Genomic DNA, 18,829 nt, shown 5'->3' with positions numbered 1-18,829 from the left:
GTCATCGTCAATTGGTCACTTTTCATTGATAAACCACCATGACAATGGGGAATACAGGAGGATAAATGATGGTGATGAAAACAGACACTAAAGGTAAACTGTTAGTCACTTCTATGGTTTTAGGCGCTGCCATGAATGTTTCAGCCCAAGTTGGGGCAACGGAAAAAAATTATGAAGAGCCAGAGAAATTAATTAAAGATCAAACTCTTCAAATGGACCAGAAACTAAAATTCGGTGACAAAGGACAGCAAGTTTTACATTTACAAGGTTTTTTATCTGCTTTTCAATATTACAAAGGTCCACATGATGGCATGTATGGGCTCGTCACGATGCAAGCGGTCAAACAATATCAATCCGCTCATGATTTAACTGTTGATGGCATTGTTGGAAAAGAGACAAGACAACATTTATTAACGTCAGCTGAAACGAAACTCGCTTCGGGTACACTCGTGAAATCGAATATAAAAGTGGAAACAAACGATCCGAACAAAGCTCTCATCTCTTCTGAATTATCTCCACAACTATCACAAGAAGAGACATTAAGCACGGAGCACTTATTACAATATGGGGATCGTGGTGAGGTCGTAAAACAATTGCAAGAAGAATTAAAAGAGTATGGTTATTATGAAGGTGTAGACGGAAAGTTTGGACCAAAGACAAAACAAGCAGTCCTTGATTATCAGCGAGCACACCAATTGCAAGTCGATGGTCTTGCTGGACCGGAAACGATCGGTCACTTACTTGAAGCTGAATCAGTAATAGACTATGCAACATATAAAGAAACGGTGCAAGTCCATGAAGTTCAAGTGAATGAAACTGAAGTGAATGCTACAACAGCAGCACAGGAAACTGAACCTTCTTCAAGTGAAAATCAAACCTCGAAACAAAAGGAAAAATCTGAGCCAAAAGCAGAGGCCGAACCGCAGCCAAAAGCAAACGGATCGACAATAGCCACCGCTAAAGATTTAATCGGTGTTCCTTATGTATGGGGAGGTACAACGACGAGCGGTTTTGATTGTAGCGGATTTTTACAATATGTATTTAAACAACATGGTATTTCCATTCCAAGAACGGTAAGTGAAATTTGGGGTGCGTCATCATCTGTATCTGAACCATCTGTTGGGGATATCGTCTTTTTCACAACGTATAAATCAGGACCATCCCATGCTGGTATTTATATTGGCGACAGAAATTTTATCCATGCAGGGTCTTCTACAGGTGTGACAACGAGTAGCTTAGATGAAAACTATTGGAGTACAAGATACTTAGGTGCAAAAAGAATTCAATAATTATTTGTATATATTTTTAAACAGGAGAAAACCAATCCACTTTAATAAGCTGGATTGGTTTTCTCCTGTTTATTCGAACGAACGCTCACTCACAAATTTTAAGATGATTGTGCATATGTTCCTTCTTCTACTTCATCTTCAACTGCCTGCTTAATTGGTGTCTTTTTATAACGACCAATGATTGTACTCGCAATCATAATTGCAGCAACAGACAGGACCGCATTTGACCATCCTACTAAAAGTCCAGCACATAAAATAATTAAGAGATCACTCACAAAAATCGAAATACCACGGTTAATCTTCCATCTTTGGTCTAGATATAATGCAAGAATATGAATTCCGCCTAAAGAAGAACCATTATTTAATACAAGCGTAACGCCAAATCCGATACTTAAAGCGGCAATAATCGTTGTCAGCCAGCTTGGCAATGGAACATACGTTATAACCGTTAACACTTCACTTATCATAGAAATTCCTGTTATCGACAGTAAGCTGTATACACTAAACCATTTTCCTAGTTTTCGTAATGAAATAATAAAGAAGGGTAGATTGACTAAGAAAAACCATATACCCCACGGTAATTCAGATGAAAATGTCAGAATTGATGCAATTCCAGCTGTTCCTCCAAAAGTAAAATCAAATACGGCTAGTAATCTTAATCCTAATGCTGTTAAAAATAATCCGATCGTAATAAGTATAATTTTCTTGAATGCTGTTGCCATTGCCACACCTGCTTTCTCCTATGCTCCACTTATAAGATTACGTCAAGAAACAGAAATGGTCAATGCATATGATTGTATTTATATTCATCTGAATTATTAGAAAATTATATCAACGACATAATAAAACATTGATTTTACGAAGTTTTCCGATAATTCATTTGTCAGAAAATCCTACATGATTATTCATTTTTTATAAGTGATTTTGGTGCCTATCTCATTTATGCGGTCAGAGCAGCCGTTATTTGTGAACATAATACCGGTTTCCGTTTTTTAGCGGCCACAGGAGCGCTTATTCACGCAAAAGCCACTCTATTCCTAGCGATAGATTATGAATAACTGCTCCTGTGTCCTCCAACGTTCCAAAACGCTAGCCATGTTCACAGATAACGGTTTTCATGGCCGCTTACTTAGCTAGTACCCCAAACATGTAATTCATTCTATGAACGCTAAACAATAAAAAAAAAAGACTGCCGAGATGCTCGGACAGCCTTCTATTCGTTAGCTCAGTGATTCCACTGTTTTGTAAATAACACCATTTCATCAGCCATTGACGCTAATTCACTTGATGCTTTTGCAATATCATTAATGACTAACGTAAATGACTGTAAATCAGTTTCAATTTCTTTGTTTTTATCTGAAGAAGCATTCATTTGTTCGACAATATCGGTAAGGAGCTTTGTCATATTTGTTATTTTTTCGTGACTTTCCACAACGACTTGCTCTACTTGAGTAAGATACTCATTATTCGTTTGAATGCGTCCGTTTGTTTCCTCAATTAACGCTTGTACTCCTTCAACAGAGTTATTCGTTTGTTCAGATAGCTTTCTTACTTCATCCGCAACAACCGCAAACCCTTTCCCATGCTCTCCCGCTCTCGCTGCTTCAATTGCTGCATTTAACGCTAATAAATTCGTTTGGTTTGCAATGGCCTGTACAATCGTGACAATTTCTTTTATTTCACTCGATGTTTTTTCCAAATGTACACTATTCGTTGACATCGCTTTTGTCATCGATTGAATGTTTGCAAAAACGTCCATAATTTCTGAGATTTGTTTATTTCCAGTCGTTGCTCGTTTTTGGACTTGTAACACCAATTCTGTCCCAATCTTTGATTTGCTAGCAACATCCTCGGATTGAGCTGTCGCTTCTTGAATGGAAGAATTTGTTTGTTCAGCTAAGCCACCTAAAGACGTTGATGTATTTTCAATTAAAGCAACAACTTCTTTTTTTGTTTGCTCTTCTTTTTCTCGTGCTTCAGAACTGATTTCATCAAACGCTTCAAGTACAATTTGCTGTTCAAGACTAATAAGTTTCGCAATCGCTTGACATGAAACCATCATCTCCGCCCGATCGAACACATACTTTTCGACAAGAGTCATGAGTGCATTTAATAAATTTTGATACGCACATAAGTACCATTTTTGTTCTAGACCAATACGTACGTGTGCTTTTGCAATATTAATTCTTTTGTTAATAAAAGAGTCATCAATGACACCGGTAAACATTTCAACAATATGCTCACGTAACGTAATCTTTAATCGCTCTACAGTTGAATGGTTTTGTATTATCGCTTGCAATGTCGGTGATACCATTAAGCTTTCATAAAACTCATCCATGATAGGTACGATTTCTTCTTCAACATAAGGCTTTAAGCTTCGCAATATGTGCAAATCCATATCTGTTACATTCGAGATTTTTAATTGTTTTACTAAATCAGAGTTTGAATGAATGTGAATTGAAACATTATGATTGTAAGATAAAACTTTTTGTGTGGACTTTTTACTCGTTTTAAACATGGTTTCCCCCATTTTCTCCCTAGTTTATATGCTTATCTATTTCTTCGACTAAATGTACGATTTCAGGCTTACTAACTTGAGCATCAGCTCCAACTAAATCCCCTTTGTGTTGCAATTCAACTGTAATTAATGACGAAAATATAATTACAGGTACATTCGCTAAAATAAAATGGTCCTTAATCAATTTTGTTAAGTGATGTCCATCCATTTTCGGCATTTCAAGGTCAGTAATGACGAGCTGAACTTGTTCTTTTACCCGATGTTCACCTTCATTCGCTAATGACTCTAAATAGTCCCACGCTGATTTCCCATTATCAAAAAAGGTTAAACGACTGTATCCTGCTTCAGATAACGTATCTTCAAGAAGCTTACGCAACACTGGTGAATCTTCAGCTATCACGATTTGTTTATGACTTCTTTCCCGTTCTCCCATTGACTTTATTGCGCTTTTATTAACTCCTGCTTCTGGTGAAATATCCACTACAATCTTTTCATAATCTAATAGCAACACCATTTGCTCATCCATCTTCACAACACCAATGGTTGAAGACTGTAATCCCTTTGATACTTCCGAAGGTTTTTCGATTTGTTCCCATGAAATACGATGAATGCGTGAAACGGATTCAACATGAAAAGCAACTTTGACTTGATTTAGCTCAGAAACAATATACTTATCTTGTTCAGGCTGTGCTGAAGGAGGATATCCTAATACTTTCGCTAGGTCAATAAGTGGTAATATTTCCTCACGCAAACGAATGATTCCTTCTACATTCGGATGGCTATTTGGAACTTTTGTAATTGGCAATGGTGTAATAATTTCTCGAACCTTTAGAACGTTAATACCAAAGAGCTCCTCCCCAATTGAAAAAACAATGATTTCCAGTTCATTAGTACCACTTTCAAGCAGTATTCCTTTATTTTCATTTATCATTTTATTCTCTCCTTTTACGAGTGAAGTTTACAAAACATCGAATAAAAATCCATATATTTAGGCTATTATTAATAAGAATACCATTCTTTATCGCGCTCGACCATCTTTTTTTATATTAAAACAATTTTTACTAACCGTACTAATGACCCATTATATTTGAACCGTAAAAAAAATAGAAAAAACGCCACTAAGAACATTTTCTTAGTGGCATTTCGTTTCAAGCTTAAATCAATAAATTAAATAAGCTTTGATTTTTATTAATTTCATTAAAAGGAAATCCTTTTTTTGTTAGTCTTTCAATTAATAGGTGGTAGTCTTTATCACGCTTTAATTCAATTCCTACTAAAGCGGGTCCACTTGATTTGTTATTCTTTTTCGTATATTCAAATCTTGTAATATCATCTTCAGGACCTAATACATCTTCCATGAACTCTCGTAATGCCCCAGCACGTTGCGGGAATTCAATGATAAAATAATGTTGTAGTCCTTCATAAATAAGGGAGCGTTCTCTCATTTCCTGCATCCGTCCAATATCATTATTTCCACCACTCACAATACAAACGACCGTTTTCCCCTTTATTTCATCTTTGTAAAAATCTAATGCTGAAATCGGCATCGCTCCTGCTGGCTCTGCTACGATCGCATTTTGATTATATAGTTCTAAAATCGTCGTACAAATTTTTCCTTCTGGAACTAAAATCACATCATCCAACATCGTTTCACAAATCGCAAATGGAAGGTCCCCTACTTTTTTTACAGCTGCACCATCGACAAATTTATCGATTTCAGCTAATTCTATCACTTTTCCAAGTTCGAGTGACTTTTTCATTGCAGGTGCACCAGCTGGTTCAGCTCCGATAATTCGTGTGTTTGGACTAATACTTTTTATGTACGTACCAACACCAGCAATTAATCCACCACCACCAATGGAAGAAAATAAAAAGTCGATCGGTTCTTCGATATCGTTCATAATTTCCATTCCAACCGTCCCTTGACCAGCGACAATTTTTTCTTGGTCAAATGGATGAATAAACGCCATTTGGTGTTCATTGCAATATGTCATGGCCTCATTAAACGAATCATCAAACGTATCTCCAGTTAAAACGACTTGAACAAACTCTTTCCCAAAAAACTTCACTTGGTCTACCTTTTGTCTTGGCGTTGTTGTAGGCATAAATATTTTCCCCGTTATTTTAAGGGCAAAACAAGAATAAGCAACGCCTTGGGCATGGTTGCCTGCACTTGCACAAACAATTCCATTTTCTATTTCTTTTTTAGGCAAACTTTGAATTTGATGATACGCCCCGCGAATTTTAAATGAGCGAACGACTTGTAAATCTTCACGCTTTAAATAAACATTACAATCGTACCGTTCCGATAATACTTGATTTTTTTGTAAAGGAGTATGAACGACTACATCCTTTAATGTTTGATTAGCAATAATAATATCTTCAAGTTGAATCTTTCCCATTACCAAATTCCTTTCGTTTTATCTCCTTATTTCCTCATTATGTAATCAATTTGCGATAACCGTTTCTCTGTATTCTCGCTTTTTTCCATTCACTATCTTACCATACTTTTTGTGAAAATACTTTTTATTGCGATTTTTTTTAAACCACTCTATAATTGAAATGGATAAATAGACCAAGTATGCATAGCAAATTTCGTAAAGCTCATACTTTATGTAAGTTCTTTATTCTAACTAGGAGGTTTCAACATGCTTAAAAAGTTTTCAATGATTAGTGCAGTACTTTTTACGTTCTTACTTATCCCTGTTTCCGCTTTTGCAGCTGGTGGTGCAGGTGGCGAAGAAACAGCTGCAGCAAGTGCTGACGGTGGTTTAACGTACTGGTTACTTGTTATCCTTTCCGTAGCAACACTTATTTATATGACTTACCTTTGTGCTCGTGATAATGGCTAAATGAAATTGGAAGGAGTGGGACAACCGCTCCTTCTTTTCTTTTCATTATCAAAAGGGGGAATGAACGTGTCTTGGGATGTGTTAACGATTATCGGAACAATTGCATTCGCTTTAAGCGGTGTCATTGTTGCGATGGAAGAAGAATATGATTTAATGGGCGTTTACATCTTAGGGCTAGTCACAGCTTTTGGTGGTGGTGCCATCCGTAATTTATTAATCGGTGTTCCTGTTTCAGCTTTATGGGAACAGGGAACATTGTTTTTTATGGCCATTATTGTCATGACCATCGCCTTTTTCCTTCCACACCTTTGGGTTACCCATTGGATTAAATGGGGATTACTGTTTGATGCGATGGGACTTGCTGCTTTCGCTATCCAAGGTGCCCTTTATGCTACGTCGATGAACCATCCGTTAAGTGCTGTTATTGTTGCAGCAGCTTTAACAGGTGCCGGTGGCGGAATGGTACGGGATATTTTAGCTGGACGCAAACCACTTGTATTGCGTTCGGAAATTTATATCGTTTGGGCTATGCTTGCCGGATTAGCAATCGGTCTTGGAATAGGAGAAGGTACTTTCGCTATTATTTTTCTCTTTCTTTCCATTGTCACGTTACGAATGTTGTCCGTTCATTTCAAATGGACACTACCACGACGAAAAGTCACCATTTCTCATAAAGAAAACCAATAGCGACATGTGGCTATTGGTTTTTTTGCTCTAAGATAAGAAGAGTATAAAAATTTTAGTGTAGCAGTGAAGCTTTGAAAGCTTATTCAAGGAGAGCGAAGGCTCCGCACCTGCGCGTTTCACCCCAAGAAGAGCACTTGGGGTTCACTGTCAAAAGCGGGCAGGACTCCGCACTTCGCTTGAAACAAAATACGCTCCGCGTTTTTCTTATCCTTTTGCAATAGGATGATGTGTATATGAAATCCAATCACTCCAACTACCAACATAAAGTTTTGCGTTATAGTCTAATTCTGATAAAGCTAGCACATTCGGACATGCCGTAACCCCTGATCCACAATACACAATAATTTCTTTTTCTTTTGGTAGGATCGTAAAATGTTGTTTCATATCGTCCTGTTGTTTCCATTTACCGTTTGCTGTTTTCGTTTCTTTCCAAAAAGAAGATACGGCCCCTGGTATATGTCCTGCCATTTTATCAATCGGTTCTTCGATTCCTAAAAACCGTTTATTTTCCCGAGAATCCAATAAAATCGCATCATATTGTTTGCTCACTACTTCTTCTACAAGTTTTGTTGTTGCGACCATATGCTCTTGGATTTTCACTTCATAATCAGAATGTCGAAACGTTGGAATCACCGAAGATGTTGGGAAATTGTTATCTTCCCAACTTGAAAAATTCCCATTTAACACAAATACGTTTTCAAGTCCGATATAACGTAGCATCCACCAGCATCTAGAAGCCATCGCTCCATCTTGATTATCATAAACAACGACAAACGAGTCGTCACAAATTCCTGCTGTTCTTACCTTTTGCAAAAATTCTACGATAGGAGGAAGAGGGTGTCTTCCTCCTACTTCCCTAACTTCCCCTGATAAATCTTTTTCTAAGTCAAAATAAAGAGCATTTTCAATATGTGACTTCATATACTGATTAAATCCAGAATGAGGATGACCTAGTTCAAATCGACAATCAATAACTCTTACGTTACTGTCATGTAGTCTGGAGTGGAGCTCTTCAAACTCTATGACCGATCGCATGATATCCCCGTCCCTTCTGGTTCTACTTTCATTTGACTTTCAATCGTTTGCAAAATATACTCAATTGATTTTATTGTTTCGATAACATTTTTTTTTCGAGCTCTCGGTTGACAAACTGTTATCGACATGCCCGTGATATTGTCAAACAAGTTGGTTATTTGCATCGTAAAAATATATTTTGGATTTTCAAACTCTAGCCATTCAAGTGCAAGCTCTTTCCATTCAGAAGCCTTGTAATAAACTTCATCTGCAAATGGTTTATATTCGATGAAAAAGCGTTCTTCATATCGTTCTTTTGTCATTTCAATATCAACGTAATCATACATTTTTTTATTAAGCTTACGTAATTCTTTCGTTAACGAAAGAAAGCGAAGCTGTTTTTCGTTATTCATCAAAACACCTCCGCTTTTATCTTAACAATGAATGATTAAATTGAAAAGAGTTGCATAAACGTCTTTTTTCTTTCTGGTTTTTCTATTATCACTTCTTCGTTTACAACTTGTTTTGCACATTCTTCCACCTTTTGCAACCGCATTTCAATTTTCTCAAGCATATTTGAAATTTGATCCAATTCAGTACGATGTCGCAACAGCTGATAACTAACAACTTCATCCGCTTTTTTGGATAATTTGCCTTCAAACTCTTCAATCCGATTCACCATTTCTTTTAACTGGTATTCATACTGATGGATAGGAATCATATCTTTTCTTTTTTCTTTTCGCGCCTGAATTCTAGAAACGTGTACATCTCTCATTTTTTTCCCGGCATTTAATTGACCTTTAATCTCGCGTAGCATTTCAACATGTGATGTACCAAATAAATAATGTCCATGTTCATTCATTTGACAACGAATATTAAAGTACTTAACCCACCTTTTTACCGTTGTTGGATTAACACCTAACAGTTCCGATACTTCCTTCGTCTTAAATACATTTTCCATTCTAATCCCCCCATTAAGATTGGATCACGCGACTCGAGCAACTCTTGTTATAGCTTAAATTCGAAAAGAATGACAGATCCCCTTCCTACTTGACAAAACTAGAACGGATTCGGCAAAGTAAGTGGAATTCATCTTTTTGTTCTAAATCCTCAACAATTTTCAAACAAAGACGTCGAATTGAATCGAATGAAGATGTTTTTCTCATACTATAGGAGAACGAACAAAAGCGGAGGTGAACATTGTGGCAGATTCTAAAGAACAGCAAAAAGCACAAGCAAAACGCCCAGATAGTCAAAAGTCTGAACAGCAACGTGGGTACGGTGATAAAAAATTAAATGGACCAAATCGTCCTGCTGAATAATAAGTGAAAAGATCTGTCCAATGGGCATTACAACCATTGGACAGATCTTTATTTTATCACCCCGTCTGGCAATAGACGATTTTCTGTTTTCACAGCAAATTCTAGCTGTGCCATTTTCTTTTTATACCAGGAAGTCATATCGATGTCATTTTGTTTTTCTATATCTTTAAAAAACGGCTTCATCTCCATCCCTTCATAATACCAATCCGTTATATTCTCTCTTTTATGTCCGACAATCGGAAAAGTAGTTCTTAAAAAAGGCGTTTTTTTGCCAATACTCCACGATAAATATCGCTCATAGTCTTTTCTTGAACCCGTATGCTCAATTTGCAGGCCAAACTTTCGAATCGAAAACGTATCATCAGATTCATATAATAGCCATGCTAATTGTTTTCCTAATTCAATTCTTTCTTTTACATCAATAAAATTTTTCACGTAAAATCCATATAACTTTCCTTCTATCGTTGGGAATAGTACATAACTGAAATGTAAATGTTCTTCCGTTATATATACGAGTGATTGAAACACATTTTTTTGAATTTGTGGATGTTCAATGACAGGCTTTTGAATGACATGCTGTTCATTAATGATAAGTGCCGTACATAATCTTTCAATTTCTGGACAATCCCAAAACCGTTCCCATTCCTTTTTCATAAAAGCGGAAACGTGAAAATCATCGAGCAAATGAAATAATGGGCGACCCCATTTTTTTGAATATTCGTAAAGCAATAATTGTGGATATGCATCAGAAAAAATACACCAATTGGCTCGTTCATATGTTAAAAAAACTCTAGATCGAAACTTTAAGCTTAACATTTCCTTAAACCAATTACTTTCTAAATCAGTCATATTCCACCCGGCATTTCGTGATACGAGACTCGCTAATAATGCCCAACGAATTTCTTTATGTCGTTTGTAAAATTGAGCATAAAATACGGTACGTGAAATATTATCAATGTTTCCCCGGGTTGTTATTTTTTTTATTTTTGAAATCAATTGTTTTTCGTCAAAAGAACGAGATCGTTGTATTATTGTCATTTCTCTCTTCCTTTCATGAAAAAATGGACAATTTGTAGTGAAGGTTTGCATAGAGATGAAATGTGAGAAACTATTAAAAACTGTGAGAGAAATTTTTCTTGAATTTTTCCGATAATACCATAAAATTTATGATATGATTACTTGATGGGATCATGTCTTACTGCTTTGATTGGAAAAAGGAAGGTGATGTAATGGCGATCCATTACCCAAACGGAAAAAAATATGAGAAGCAACCCCAACCCAATCATAGCCAACAAAAGAAAATAAGCTTTAGCAATCGCGGAATGACGTTTGAGGAAGATATTAACGATTCAAACGCTTATTACTTAGCTCAAAAAATTGCCGTCATTCATAAGAAACCAACACCACTGCAAATTGTAAAAGTAGATTACCCTACTCGAAGTGCTGCCGTTATTAAAGAAGCTTATTTCCGCCAACCGTCCACAACCGATTATAACGGTGTGTACGAAGGCAAACATATTGATTTTGAAGCAAAGGAAACAAAAAATAAAACCTCTTTTCCTTTAAAAAACTTTCATGACCATCAAATTAATCATATGAAACAAGTCATTGACCAAAAAGGAATATGTTTTGTATTGCTTCGTTTTACAACAACTGATGAAGTGTTTTTATTGGATGCTACCCATTTAATCTTGTTTTACAAACAGCAGCAAACATCCAGAAAATCGATTCCTAAAAAAGAAATTGAAAAACTAGGACACATCGTAACTGTTGGTTATCATCCAAGGGTTGATTACTTAAAAGTTGTTCATGACGTTTATTTTTAGCAACAGAGGAAATATTTATGCATGAACGACAAGAGAAAGGAAGAAACGCTCATGTCAGAAGATATGAAAACGAGAACAGGTAGAAGAAAAACTCAACAAAAGTCAAAAAAAGCAGGAAAAAATAAAAAACAGCTGTTTAAGAAAATTGTTATCGCATTTCTCATCTTTAGTGTTGTCGGGTTACTTGCAGGAGGCATTACTTTATTTGCCATGATTCAAGGAGCTCCTCCACTTGATCCAGATCGATTAATGTTCTCACAACCAGCACAAATACTAGATCAAGATGATGAATTATTCACACAGCTACAAGCTACTGAAAATCGCATTCGAGTAAATATTAATGACATTCCTGAACTTGTCGAAGATGCGTTTATCGCTGTAGAAGATGTTCGTTTTCGAGAGCATTTCGGTATCGACATTCGCCGCTTATTTGGTGCTGTTGCAGCAAATGTTCAAAGTGGCTTTGGTGCTGAAGGAGCAAGTACGATTACGCAACAGGTAATTAAAAATGCGTTCTTGTCACCAGAAAAAACGATTTCGCGAAAAGTTCAGGAACAATATCTTGCGGTTAAATTAGAGCAAGAGTATTCAAAAGACCAAATTTTAGAAATGTATTTAAATGGCATTTACTTTAGTGAAGGTGCTTACGGTGTTCAACAAGCTGCAATTACGTATTTCAACAAAGAAGATTTAGAAGAACTGACAATTGCAGATGCTGCCCTATTAGCTGGACTTCCCCAACGGCCGAACCATTTTAATCCGTTAAAAAATCCGGAAGCAGCAGAAACGCGTCGTAATATCGTTATTGGATTAATGGAACGTCACGGAAAAATCACAGCCGAAGAAGCAGAAGAAGCCCGTTCTATTTCTGTTGAAGATCAGTTAAATCCATCAACAAGAGAAACATATGCCTATGCGTCATTTCTTGACCAAGTAGTAAGTGAAGTCGATAATATTGAAGGAATTTCTGCGAGTGATTTATATACGGCTGGTTTAAAAATATACACAACGCTAGACCAAGAAGCACAACAACATGTAGAAGCTGTATTACAAACAGATGAATATATTCAAAATTATCCTGATAACGAAGATTTTCAAGCGGGTGTTACACTACTAGATACGAAAACAGGTGAAATTAAAGCAATTGGTGGCGGTCGAAAACAACCAGAAGTAAAACAAGCATTTAATTACGCCACAATGATTAAAAAGCAACCTGGTTCAACAATCAAACCAATATTAGATTATGGTCCTGGGATTGAATATCATAAATGGTCAACTGGGCGGATCTTTGTCGATGAGCCGCACAACTATACTCACGGAGAGCAAAATCCAATTCGAAATGCTGGTCGGTCACATGAAGGACCTGTCACGATGAGACGTGCTTTAGCTGTTTCATTAAATATTCCTGCAGTAAAAGCATTGCAAGAAGTTGGAGTTGAAGATGCTCAAGAATTTGCCGAAGGACTAGGAGTCCCTTTTACAAACCAAAAGGGTGAGCGCGTCGAAATTACCGAAGCCTATGGTATTGGTGGCTTCACAACAGGAATCTCTACTCTTGATTTAGCCGGAGCTTATTCTGCTTTTGGAAATGAGGGAGTTTATAATAAACCACATACGGTTCGAAAAATTGAGTTTCCTGATGGTAGAGTCATTCATACAAGTCCAGAACCAGAAGTTGCGATGAGCGATTATACCGCTTATATGATTTCCGATATGCTGAAAACGGCTGTCACTTCGGGAACAGGAACACAAGCGGCAATACCGAATTTACCGTTAGCTGGGAAAACAGGAACAACGAATTTTGCCGAAGAAGACTTTGAACGTTTTAAGATTCCTACTAATACGTATGCTGTACCTGATGTATGGTTTGCCGGGTATACAACAAACTATACTGCTGCTGTTTGGACCGGATACGACCGATTTGGAGAAGGTAATTACATTGGTCAAAATGACCGTTATATTGCTCAACATATTTTTAAAAATGTGGTGAGTAAAGTATCCGAAGGAAAAGAAACGGAAGATTTTGTCCAACCTGATTCTGTCGTTCGAGTCGGTATTGAGCGGACAACAGGATTACTTCCTAGTGATTTCACACCTGAGAGTGAAATTGTCTATGAATTATTTGTAAAAGGAACAGAACCGACGAAAGTGAGTGAAACATACCAAAAACTTGATAAACCAACCGATTTCATGGCAGCTTATAATGAAGATACGGATCAAATTGTCATGAGTTGGAATTATCCAGAAGAAACACGAGGAAATGTTTCGTTTAAAGTAACACAGAGCATTAATGGCGGTGAATTCCAAACATTAGATATTACAAATGATATGCAATTTGTCGTCTCTAACCCAGAACCAGGAGCAACATATCGCTTCCAAGTCATTGCTGTTTCTGATGAGTCGCCTGATTTGCAAAGTGACCCGGCTCAAGTGGAAGTCAGAATTCCTGAAGAAGAAATCGACATCCCTGATCCTGTTGATGATCTTCCACCTGATGATGATGATCAAACACCACCAGATGATGGTGACGCTCCGCCGCCTGATGATGACGATATTGATTTACCGATCGACATATTACCTGAAGATCCAGAGGACGAAGATGAAGACAATGGAAACGGTAATGGTAATGGCGGTGGAAATCGCGGAAATGACAATCGTAATAATGAAGAAGATAGTTAAAGGATAATCACTTATTGAAGAACCCGCATAGGACATTTCCAATGCGGGTTTTTACGTTGTCTTTTTAAAAGCATCCTAGCTATGCTCAAGTCTTATTGTTCCTCCTAGTACAATGATAGTAAGAAAGACTGAGTGAGGAAACCCACCTCACTCAGTCCTTTTTTGTTTCCTGCAAATCTGAAAGCCTGTACTCTACTCCATGTACCCCTTTATCATAATCAGGATACACTTCTCCTCCACAAGTTTCACTGGAAAACATTGTTGGTGTCATCGGATCGCCACCATCCATTAAATCAAAAGGTATCTTTTCCTTTTCATGACACACTAAACAAACATAGCTGATAGAAGCCTTCTATTGGACACTTCGCTCCAGGGGACCCATCTCATTTGTATGAAGGACACTTTCGCTTCGTTTTCTCCTTGTTTTGTCCTTCACCACTGTAGTAATAACAACGGCTATATTTGCATTTAACGAAGTTTGACGTGTTCGTTTCATAATAAATATATAAAGCTTAAGAAAAACACGCAGGTGCGGAGCCTTCGCTCTTCTTGAATAAGCTTTCAAAGCTCCACTGCTAGACCAAATTTTTATGCTCCCTCATTTGTCTCTTTTTGCGGTCAGAGCAGCCTTTATTTGTGAACATAATACGGGTTTCCGTTTTTTAGCGGCCACAGGAGCGCTTATTAACAAAAAAGCAACGCTATTCCTAGCGATATATGATGATTAACGGCTCCTGTGTCCTCCAACGTTCCAAAACGCTAGCAATGTTCACAGATAACGGTTTTCATGGCCGCTTACTTACGATAAACAACAAAATCACCAACACGATAAACCCGACACAAGTGTTGAATGATTCACTTCGGTCTTTTCTTGCTTGTCTCATAGTAAGTCCCTAATTCATTTTAAGAATTTATTAGAACAATGTTATACAAAAGTTGACTACTTTATAGTTTCTTTCAAACTTTATGCTTTCTTATATGCACAAAAAAAGGAGACATCTCCCCATGTCTCCGCTTTTTTGTGCATTTTATACAAGAACAGTTAAAGCTTGTTGCTCTTCTAGTAATATTTGTTGTCCCTTTTTATCTAGCATTTGTTCAAAACGATGCTTTTCTTGTTGTAAGGCAAGTTGTAATCGTTCTTTTACCATTTTTTCGATTTTAGCACTTTTTTCTTCGACTTGCTGATGAAGATTTTGTTGGGTTTCGGTGATCGCGATGGCAGCTAAACGACCTCCTTCTTTCACTAACGTTTCTTTTAATTGACTTATTCCTTTATTTTCAAAGAAATCCTTTTTTGACTTAATCGTAGTAAAATGATTGATTTCAATTTGAAGTGAAAGTGGATGAGTTAGAGTAAATGGTTCAAGGAACACTTCCTGACTACACGTCAAATAAGGAAACGACTGTTGCAAATCGATGACTTGTTCTCCAACCCACTGCTGTGCCCGTTTTTTCACCTTTTGCTCTAGTCGAATTAAATTTGCTTCAAGCTCTTGTTTTAACACATATTCTCCATGACCTTTCCACTCTCGAATCGCAGAGGTCAGACTTTTTTGGAGTTCTTTCTTTGTTGACCCTGTAATCGTTGCCGCATTAATGGCATGTGTGTAAAAATCATTTAACACATATAACATACGATCTTTTAAATAGACAGAGAGTTGGTCAAGCTCTTGCTGAATATCAAAAATGACATGTGAGAAGGAAGACTCCTCAATTTTTGTTTTTGCTTGAGCAATTCCCGTAAGAAGTTGCTTGTGTTCTTCTTGTTGTTTTTCTTTTTCTTCATTCATAAACGCTAAGCTGTTTTTTATAATTTCGGTGTACTGTTTTGTTTGTTCTTGAATAATAGCAAAGCTCAGTTCTTTTAGCTCTGCGATCGTCTGTTTATAAAAGGACTGCTCGAACGTTTGAAACCATCTATCTTCATTTGTCCCTTGTTTTTTTGCTTCTAATCCCTTTTTGGCAGACAGATGATATAACCGCGGGTTTTCAATCCCATTTCGTTGAAGTTGTTCATACACATGTTTGCGAACACCATTTAATTCATATTCACTGCCAGCTAAGTCAGCGGCATTAATGACGAAATATAATTTATCATGGGTAAAGCTTTCATTCACTTTTCCCATTTGTTGAAGAAAATATTGGTCTGCTTTTGAAAAAGCGTGATTGTAATATGTCACATAGAAAATGGCATCTGATCTTCTCAACTGGTGAAACGCGACATTCGTATGACGACCATGAATTGAGTTTACGCCTGGAGTATCGACAAGCGTAATGCCTTTTTTCGTAATGTCACAATCGTAGTAAATATCTACTTTTTCAAGTAAACACGCATTTTTTTCTTCCGCAATTAGCGGTTGTAATTGAGAGAGAGACACTTCAAATGTCGAACCTAATGGCCATGTCGTTTCTTTTAATGTTGCTTGGATTGTCTGTAAATACTCGGCGTACGTTTTTTGCCAGCTTGATTCATACACATGCCGTTTCGGCTTCCATTTGTCAATCGAATCTAGAGTCACATTTTCATCTAATTGCTCACTTACCGCTTTAATTTCTTCATCAAGTTGGGCAAATGATTTCACATATACATGTGCTGTCTCGTGAGCATGTTCAAGAGTCGATTGTTGTACAGTATTCACTGTCGCTGTTGTTGGGTGTGGTGAAACAGGTAAAATTGATTCTCCTAACAGGGCGTTAGCAAAACTAGATTTTCCAGCGCTAAACGCACCAAACAATGAAATCACAAATGTTTGTTCTTCATATCTTTCCATTCGATCAAGTAACTGTTGCCGTTCTTGTTGAAGTAAGACATTTGCTTTGAATGGCAATAAGCTTTCTTTAACTTTTTCTAACCACATTTCGGTTGCTTCATCATCAAAAGCAGGTTCTGCTCGCTCCGTTTTCTCAACTTCATTCCAAATCGTTTCAATCACTGATTCTGTCGGTAATGATACATTGAAACTATTGTGGTCGTCTTTATCTGGGAAAGTTTTTTTCATCGCGTCTTTCATTTGTTGTTCAAGCTCGTATGACCGCTCTAATGCAACTTTTCCTGTTTGTTCTATGAGTCGGTCATATTCTTTTTCGATCTCATTCATTTGTTGGATATACGTATCAATCACTTCATACTGCTTCAGCTTTTGTTGCAAACGTTCCTGTTCTTCATCCCAATACGATTGCATTCCTTGCTTATATTGCTCTAACACATTCATAGCCTGTTTTCGAACTGCTTTGACAATTTCATTTGTGATTTGTTTTGTAAACGTAAAGACATAATCGCGACTAGTATGGTCTGTTTTTACATAATCGAGAAATAGTTTTTCATTCACTTCAAAATTGATTTTTGTAATCGCTTGTTCAACCGCTTCTTTATTTGTTAGTTTTATTTTTTCTAATTGTTGAAAATAGGTTTGCACATGGAAAATAAGCTGTGTTTTTACTTTGTCTTGTAACTCTTTCAAAACCGCTTGAAGCCGCTTTTCTTGTTCTTCTTCGGTTTTCTTTTTCGTAAAAAACAACCCGACTTTAAAGGAGGATTGCATACTTTCAAGCCAACTTCTCGTTAAATCTGTCGTCGTAAAAGGAAATAGTGTGACATTGGCAAATAATGATTCCATTTCTTTTGAAAATGCTTGATCAATCAATTGGTCAGCTTTTGAAATTTTGTCTGCAAGCGTAACCGTTTCATCCCGTTCGACTAATTGTTGTTCGTCATAACCTTTATTATGAAGAAGTTCTTTCACTTCATCTATTCGTTCTTTTTTCTCTTCAAACAGGCGATGCTCAATCGCCTTCATTGTTCCTTCTACTAATCTTTCTTTCGCTACAGGCATCAATGATTCACTGTTATACAATAACGCTTTCATTTGTCTAGAAAATTGCGGAAATTCATTTAACGGATGATCTTGGTGTTTCATTGTTGTAAAATACATCCCTAAATAGGAAATATCCCAACTTCGAAAGACATCTTCAATCGATTGTGTAAATGTTTGGATCGATAGTTCCTCTTCGTTATGCTTATCAATTTGATTAATCACAATAAAAATCGGCTTTTTTTCTTTTGAAAGCTGCTTTAAAAAATATAAATTTGTTTCTGATTGTACATGGTTATAATCCATGACATACACGATGACATCGGTTGTGTATAATTGTTCAACGGTAACCGCTTCATGCGATTCATCTGTTGAATCAACTCCTGGGGTATCGAGAATTTTACTATGGTTTCCTAAAAAATCTAACGGGGCTGCAATCGTAAGCTCTGCTATATCGTGCCCGTTCATTCCCCATTCTCTAACACGTTGCCAAGGAATTTCACCTTCCCACTTTGTTTCTTCCCCGTGACGGTTTTTTACATGTAACGCAAGCGGCCCATTCATAATCGAGATAATGTTTGCGCTTGTCGGAATCGGACTTGTCGGCAATACTTCTGCCCCAAGTAATCGGTTTAATATCGTTGATTTCCCAGCAGAAAAGTGGCCACAAAAAGCGACTTCAAAAAATGACTGTTCTGCTTTTTTCTTTATTTTTGATAAGCGATGGATTTCTTCTTCTGATAAAGGAAGTTCCTTAAATAAAATCTCTTCTTCTTGTTCCAATTTCATAGCTCCACTCTCCTTCCCTTTACTATATCGAATTTCAG

General features: G+C 36.9%; 14 protein-coding genes. 5 read left to right on the top strand and 9 right to left on the bottom strand.

What is annotated here, in order from left to right; translation table 11 throughout:
* Positions 1 to 68: 68 nt before the first annotated feature.
* On the top strand, positions 69 to 1,289 hold the full coding sequence (locus T323_RS29555) for a C40 family peptidase (RefSeq protein WP_026673097.1): 1,221 nt from the start codon (positions 69 to 71) through the stop codon (positions 1,287 to 1,289).
* 98 nt (positions 1,290 to 1,387) lie between these two features.
* Here T323_RS29555 and T323_RS0109635 read toward each other — a convergent pair whose 3' ends face one another.
* The 4 genes from T323_RS0109635 to ilvA all read right to left on the bottom strand — a co-directional run bounded on the left by T323_RS0109635 (position 1,388) and on the right by ilvA (position 6,209).
* On the bottom strand, positions 1,388 to 2,011 hold the full coding sequence (locus T323_RS0109635; RefSeq protein ID WP_245613710.1) for a YitT family protein: 624 nt from the start codon (positions 2,009 to 2,011) through the stop codon (positions 1,388 to 1,390).
* A 503-nt stretch (positions 2,012 to 2,514) separates the two neighbouring features.
* On the bottom strand, positions 2,515 to 3,807 hold the full coding sequence (locus T323_RS29830; RefSeq protein ID WP_035178343.1) for a protoglobin domain-containing protein: 1,293 nt from the start codon (positions 3,805 to 3,807) through the stop codon (positions 2,515 to 2,517).
* Positions 3,808 to 3,826: 19 nt separating this feature from the next.
* Positions 3,827 to 4,738 (bottom strand): chemotaxis protein, encoded by a 912-nt coding sequence (locus tag T323_RS0109625; RefSeq protein ID WP_026673094.1) that lies wholly within the window; start codon positions 4,736 to 4,738, stop codon positions 3,827 to 3,829.
* A 223-nt stretch (positions 4,739 to 4,961) separates the two neighbouring features.
* Entirely contained in the window at positions 4,962 to 6,209 is a 1,248-nt protein-coding gene (ilvA, locus tag T323_RS0109620; RefSeq protein ID WP_026673093.1) for a threonine ammonia-lyase IlvA, read from the bottom strand.
* A 246-nt stretch (positions 6,210 to 6,455) separates the two neighbouring features.
* Between ilvA and T323_RS0109615 the strand changes: the two genes are divergently transcribed.
* Both T323_RS0109615 and T323_RS0109610 read left to right on the top strand, forming a co-directional pair.
* The gene (locus tag T323_RS0109615; RefSeq protein WP_026673092.1) at positions 6,456 to 6,659 is read left to right on the top strand and encodes a hypothetical protein; all 204 of its coding nucleotides are present in this window, start codon (positions 6,456 to 6,458) and stop codon (positions 6,657 to 6,659) included.
* A 66-nt stretch (positions 6,660 to 6,725) separates the two neighbouring features.
* A complete protein-coding gene (locus tag T323_RS0109610) occupies positions 6,726 to 7,346 on the top strand; it encodes a trimeric intracellular cation channel family protein (protein WP_026673091.1) in 621 nt (206 codons plus the stop codon).
* A 204-nt stretch (positions 7,347 to 7,550) separates the two neighbouring features.
* On the opposite strand, the gene T323_RS0109605 is transcribed toward T323_RS0109610, so the two are convergent.
* From T323_RS0109605 to T323_RS26450, 4 genes are all read right to left on the bottom strand, one after another.
* Positions 7,551 to 8,381, bottom strand: a complete 831-nt coding sequence (locus T323_RS0109605; protein WP_026673090.1) for a sulfurtransferase — start codon at positions 8,379 to 8,381, stop codon at positions 7,551 to 7,553.
* Positions 8,366 to 8,773 (bottom strand): DUF1798 family protein, encoded by a 408-nt coding sequence (locus T323_RS0109600; RefSeq protein WP_026673089.1) that lies wholly within the window; start codon positions 8,771 to 8,773, stop codon positions 8,366 to 8,368. The genes T323_RS0109605 and T323_RS0109600 overlap by 16 nt, the downstream gene beginning before the upstream one ends.
* Positions 8,774 to 8,808: 35 nt before the next feature.
* On the bottom strand, positions 8,809 to 9,321 hold the full coding sequence (gene racA / locus T323_RS0109595; RefSeq protein WP_026673088.1) for a chromosome-anchoring protein RacA: 513 nt from the start codon (positions 9,319 to 9,321) through the stop codon (positions 8,809 to 8,811).
* Between the two features lie 409 nt (positions 9,322 to 9,730).
* Positions 9,731 to 10,720, bottom strand: coding sequence for a DUF2515 domain-containing protein (locus T323_RS26450; protein ID WP_035178340.1), 990 nt, complete (start codon positions 10,718 to 10,720; stop codon positions 9,731 to 9,733).
* Between the two features lie 191 nt (positions 10,721 to 10,911).
* On the opposite strand from T323_RS26450, the gene recU reads away from it, so the two are divergent.
* Together recU and T323_RS26445 are read left to right on the top strand one after the other, a co-directional pair.
* Positions 10,912 to 11,508, top strand: coding sequence for a Holliday junction resolvase RecU (gene recU / locus T323_RS0109580; RefSeq protein ID WP_026673087.1), 597 nt, complete (start codon positions 10,912 to 10,914; stop codon positions 11,506 to 11,508).
* A gap of 51 nt (positions 11,509 to 11,559) precedes the next feature.
* On the top strand, positions 11,560 to 14,187 hold the full coding sequence (locus tag T323_RS26445) for a PBP1A family penicillin-binding protein (protein ID WP_035178338.1): 2,628 nt from the start codon (positions 11,560 to 11,562) through the stop codon (positions 14,185 to 14,187).
* Positions 14,188 to 15,215: 1,028 nt separating this feature from the next.
* Here the strand turns inward: T323_RS26445 and T323_RS0109565 are convergent.
* Positions 15,216 to 18,791, bottom strand: a complete 3,576-nt coding sequence (locus T323_RS0109565; protein ID WP_035178336.1) for a dynamin family protein — start codon at positions 18,789 to 18,791, stop codon at positions 15,216 to 15,218.
* Positions 18,792 to 18,829 lie beyond the last annotated feature (38 nt).

The sequence above is a fragment of the Alkalihalobacillus bogoriensis ATCC BAA-922 genome (genome assembly GCF_000621445.1).
In the GTDB taxonomy this organism is placed as follows: domain Bacteria; phylum Bacillota; class Bacilli; order Bacillales; family Bacillaceae_F; genus Bacillus_AO; species Bacillus_AO bogoriense.
The sequence above is the reverse complement of the archived record's forward strand: the minus strand, read 5'-3'. Positions and strand labels throughout refer to the sequence as shown.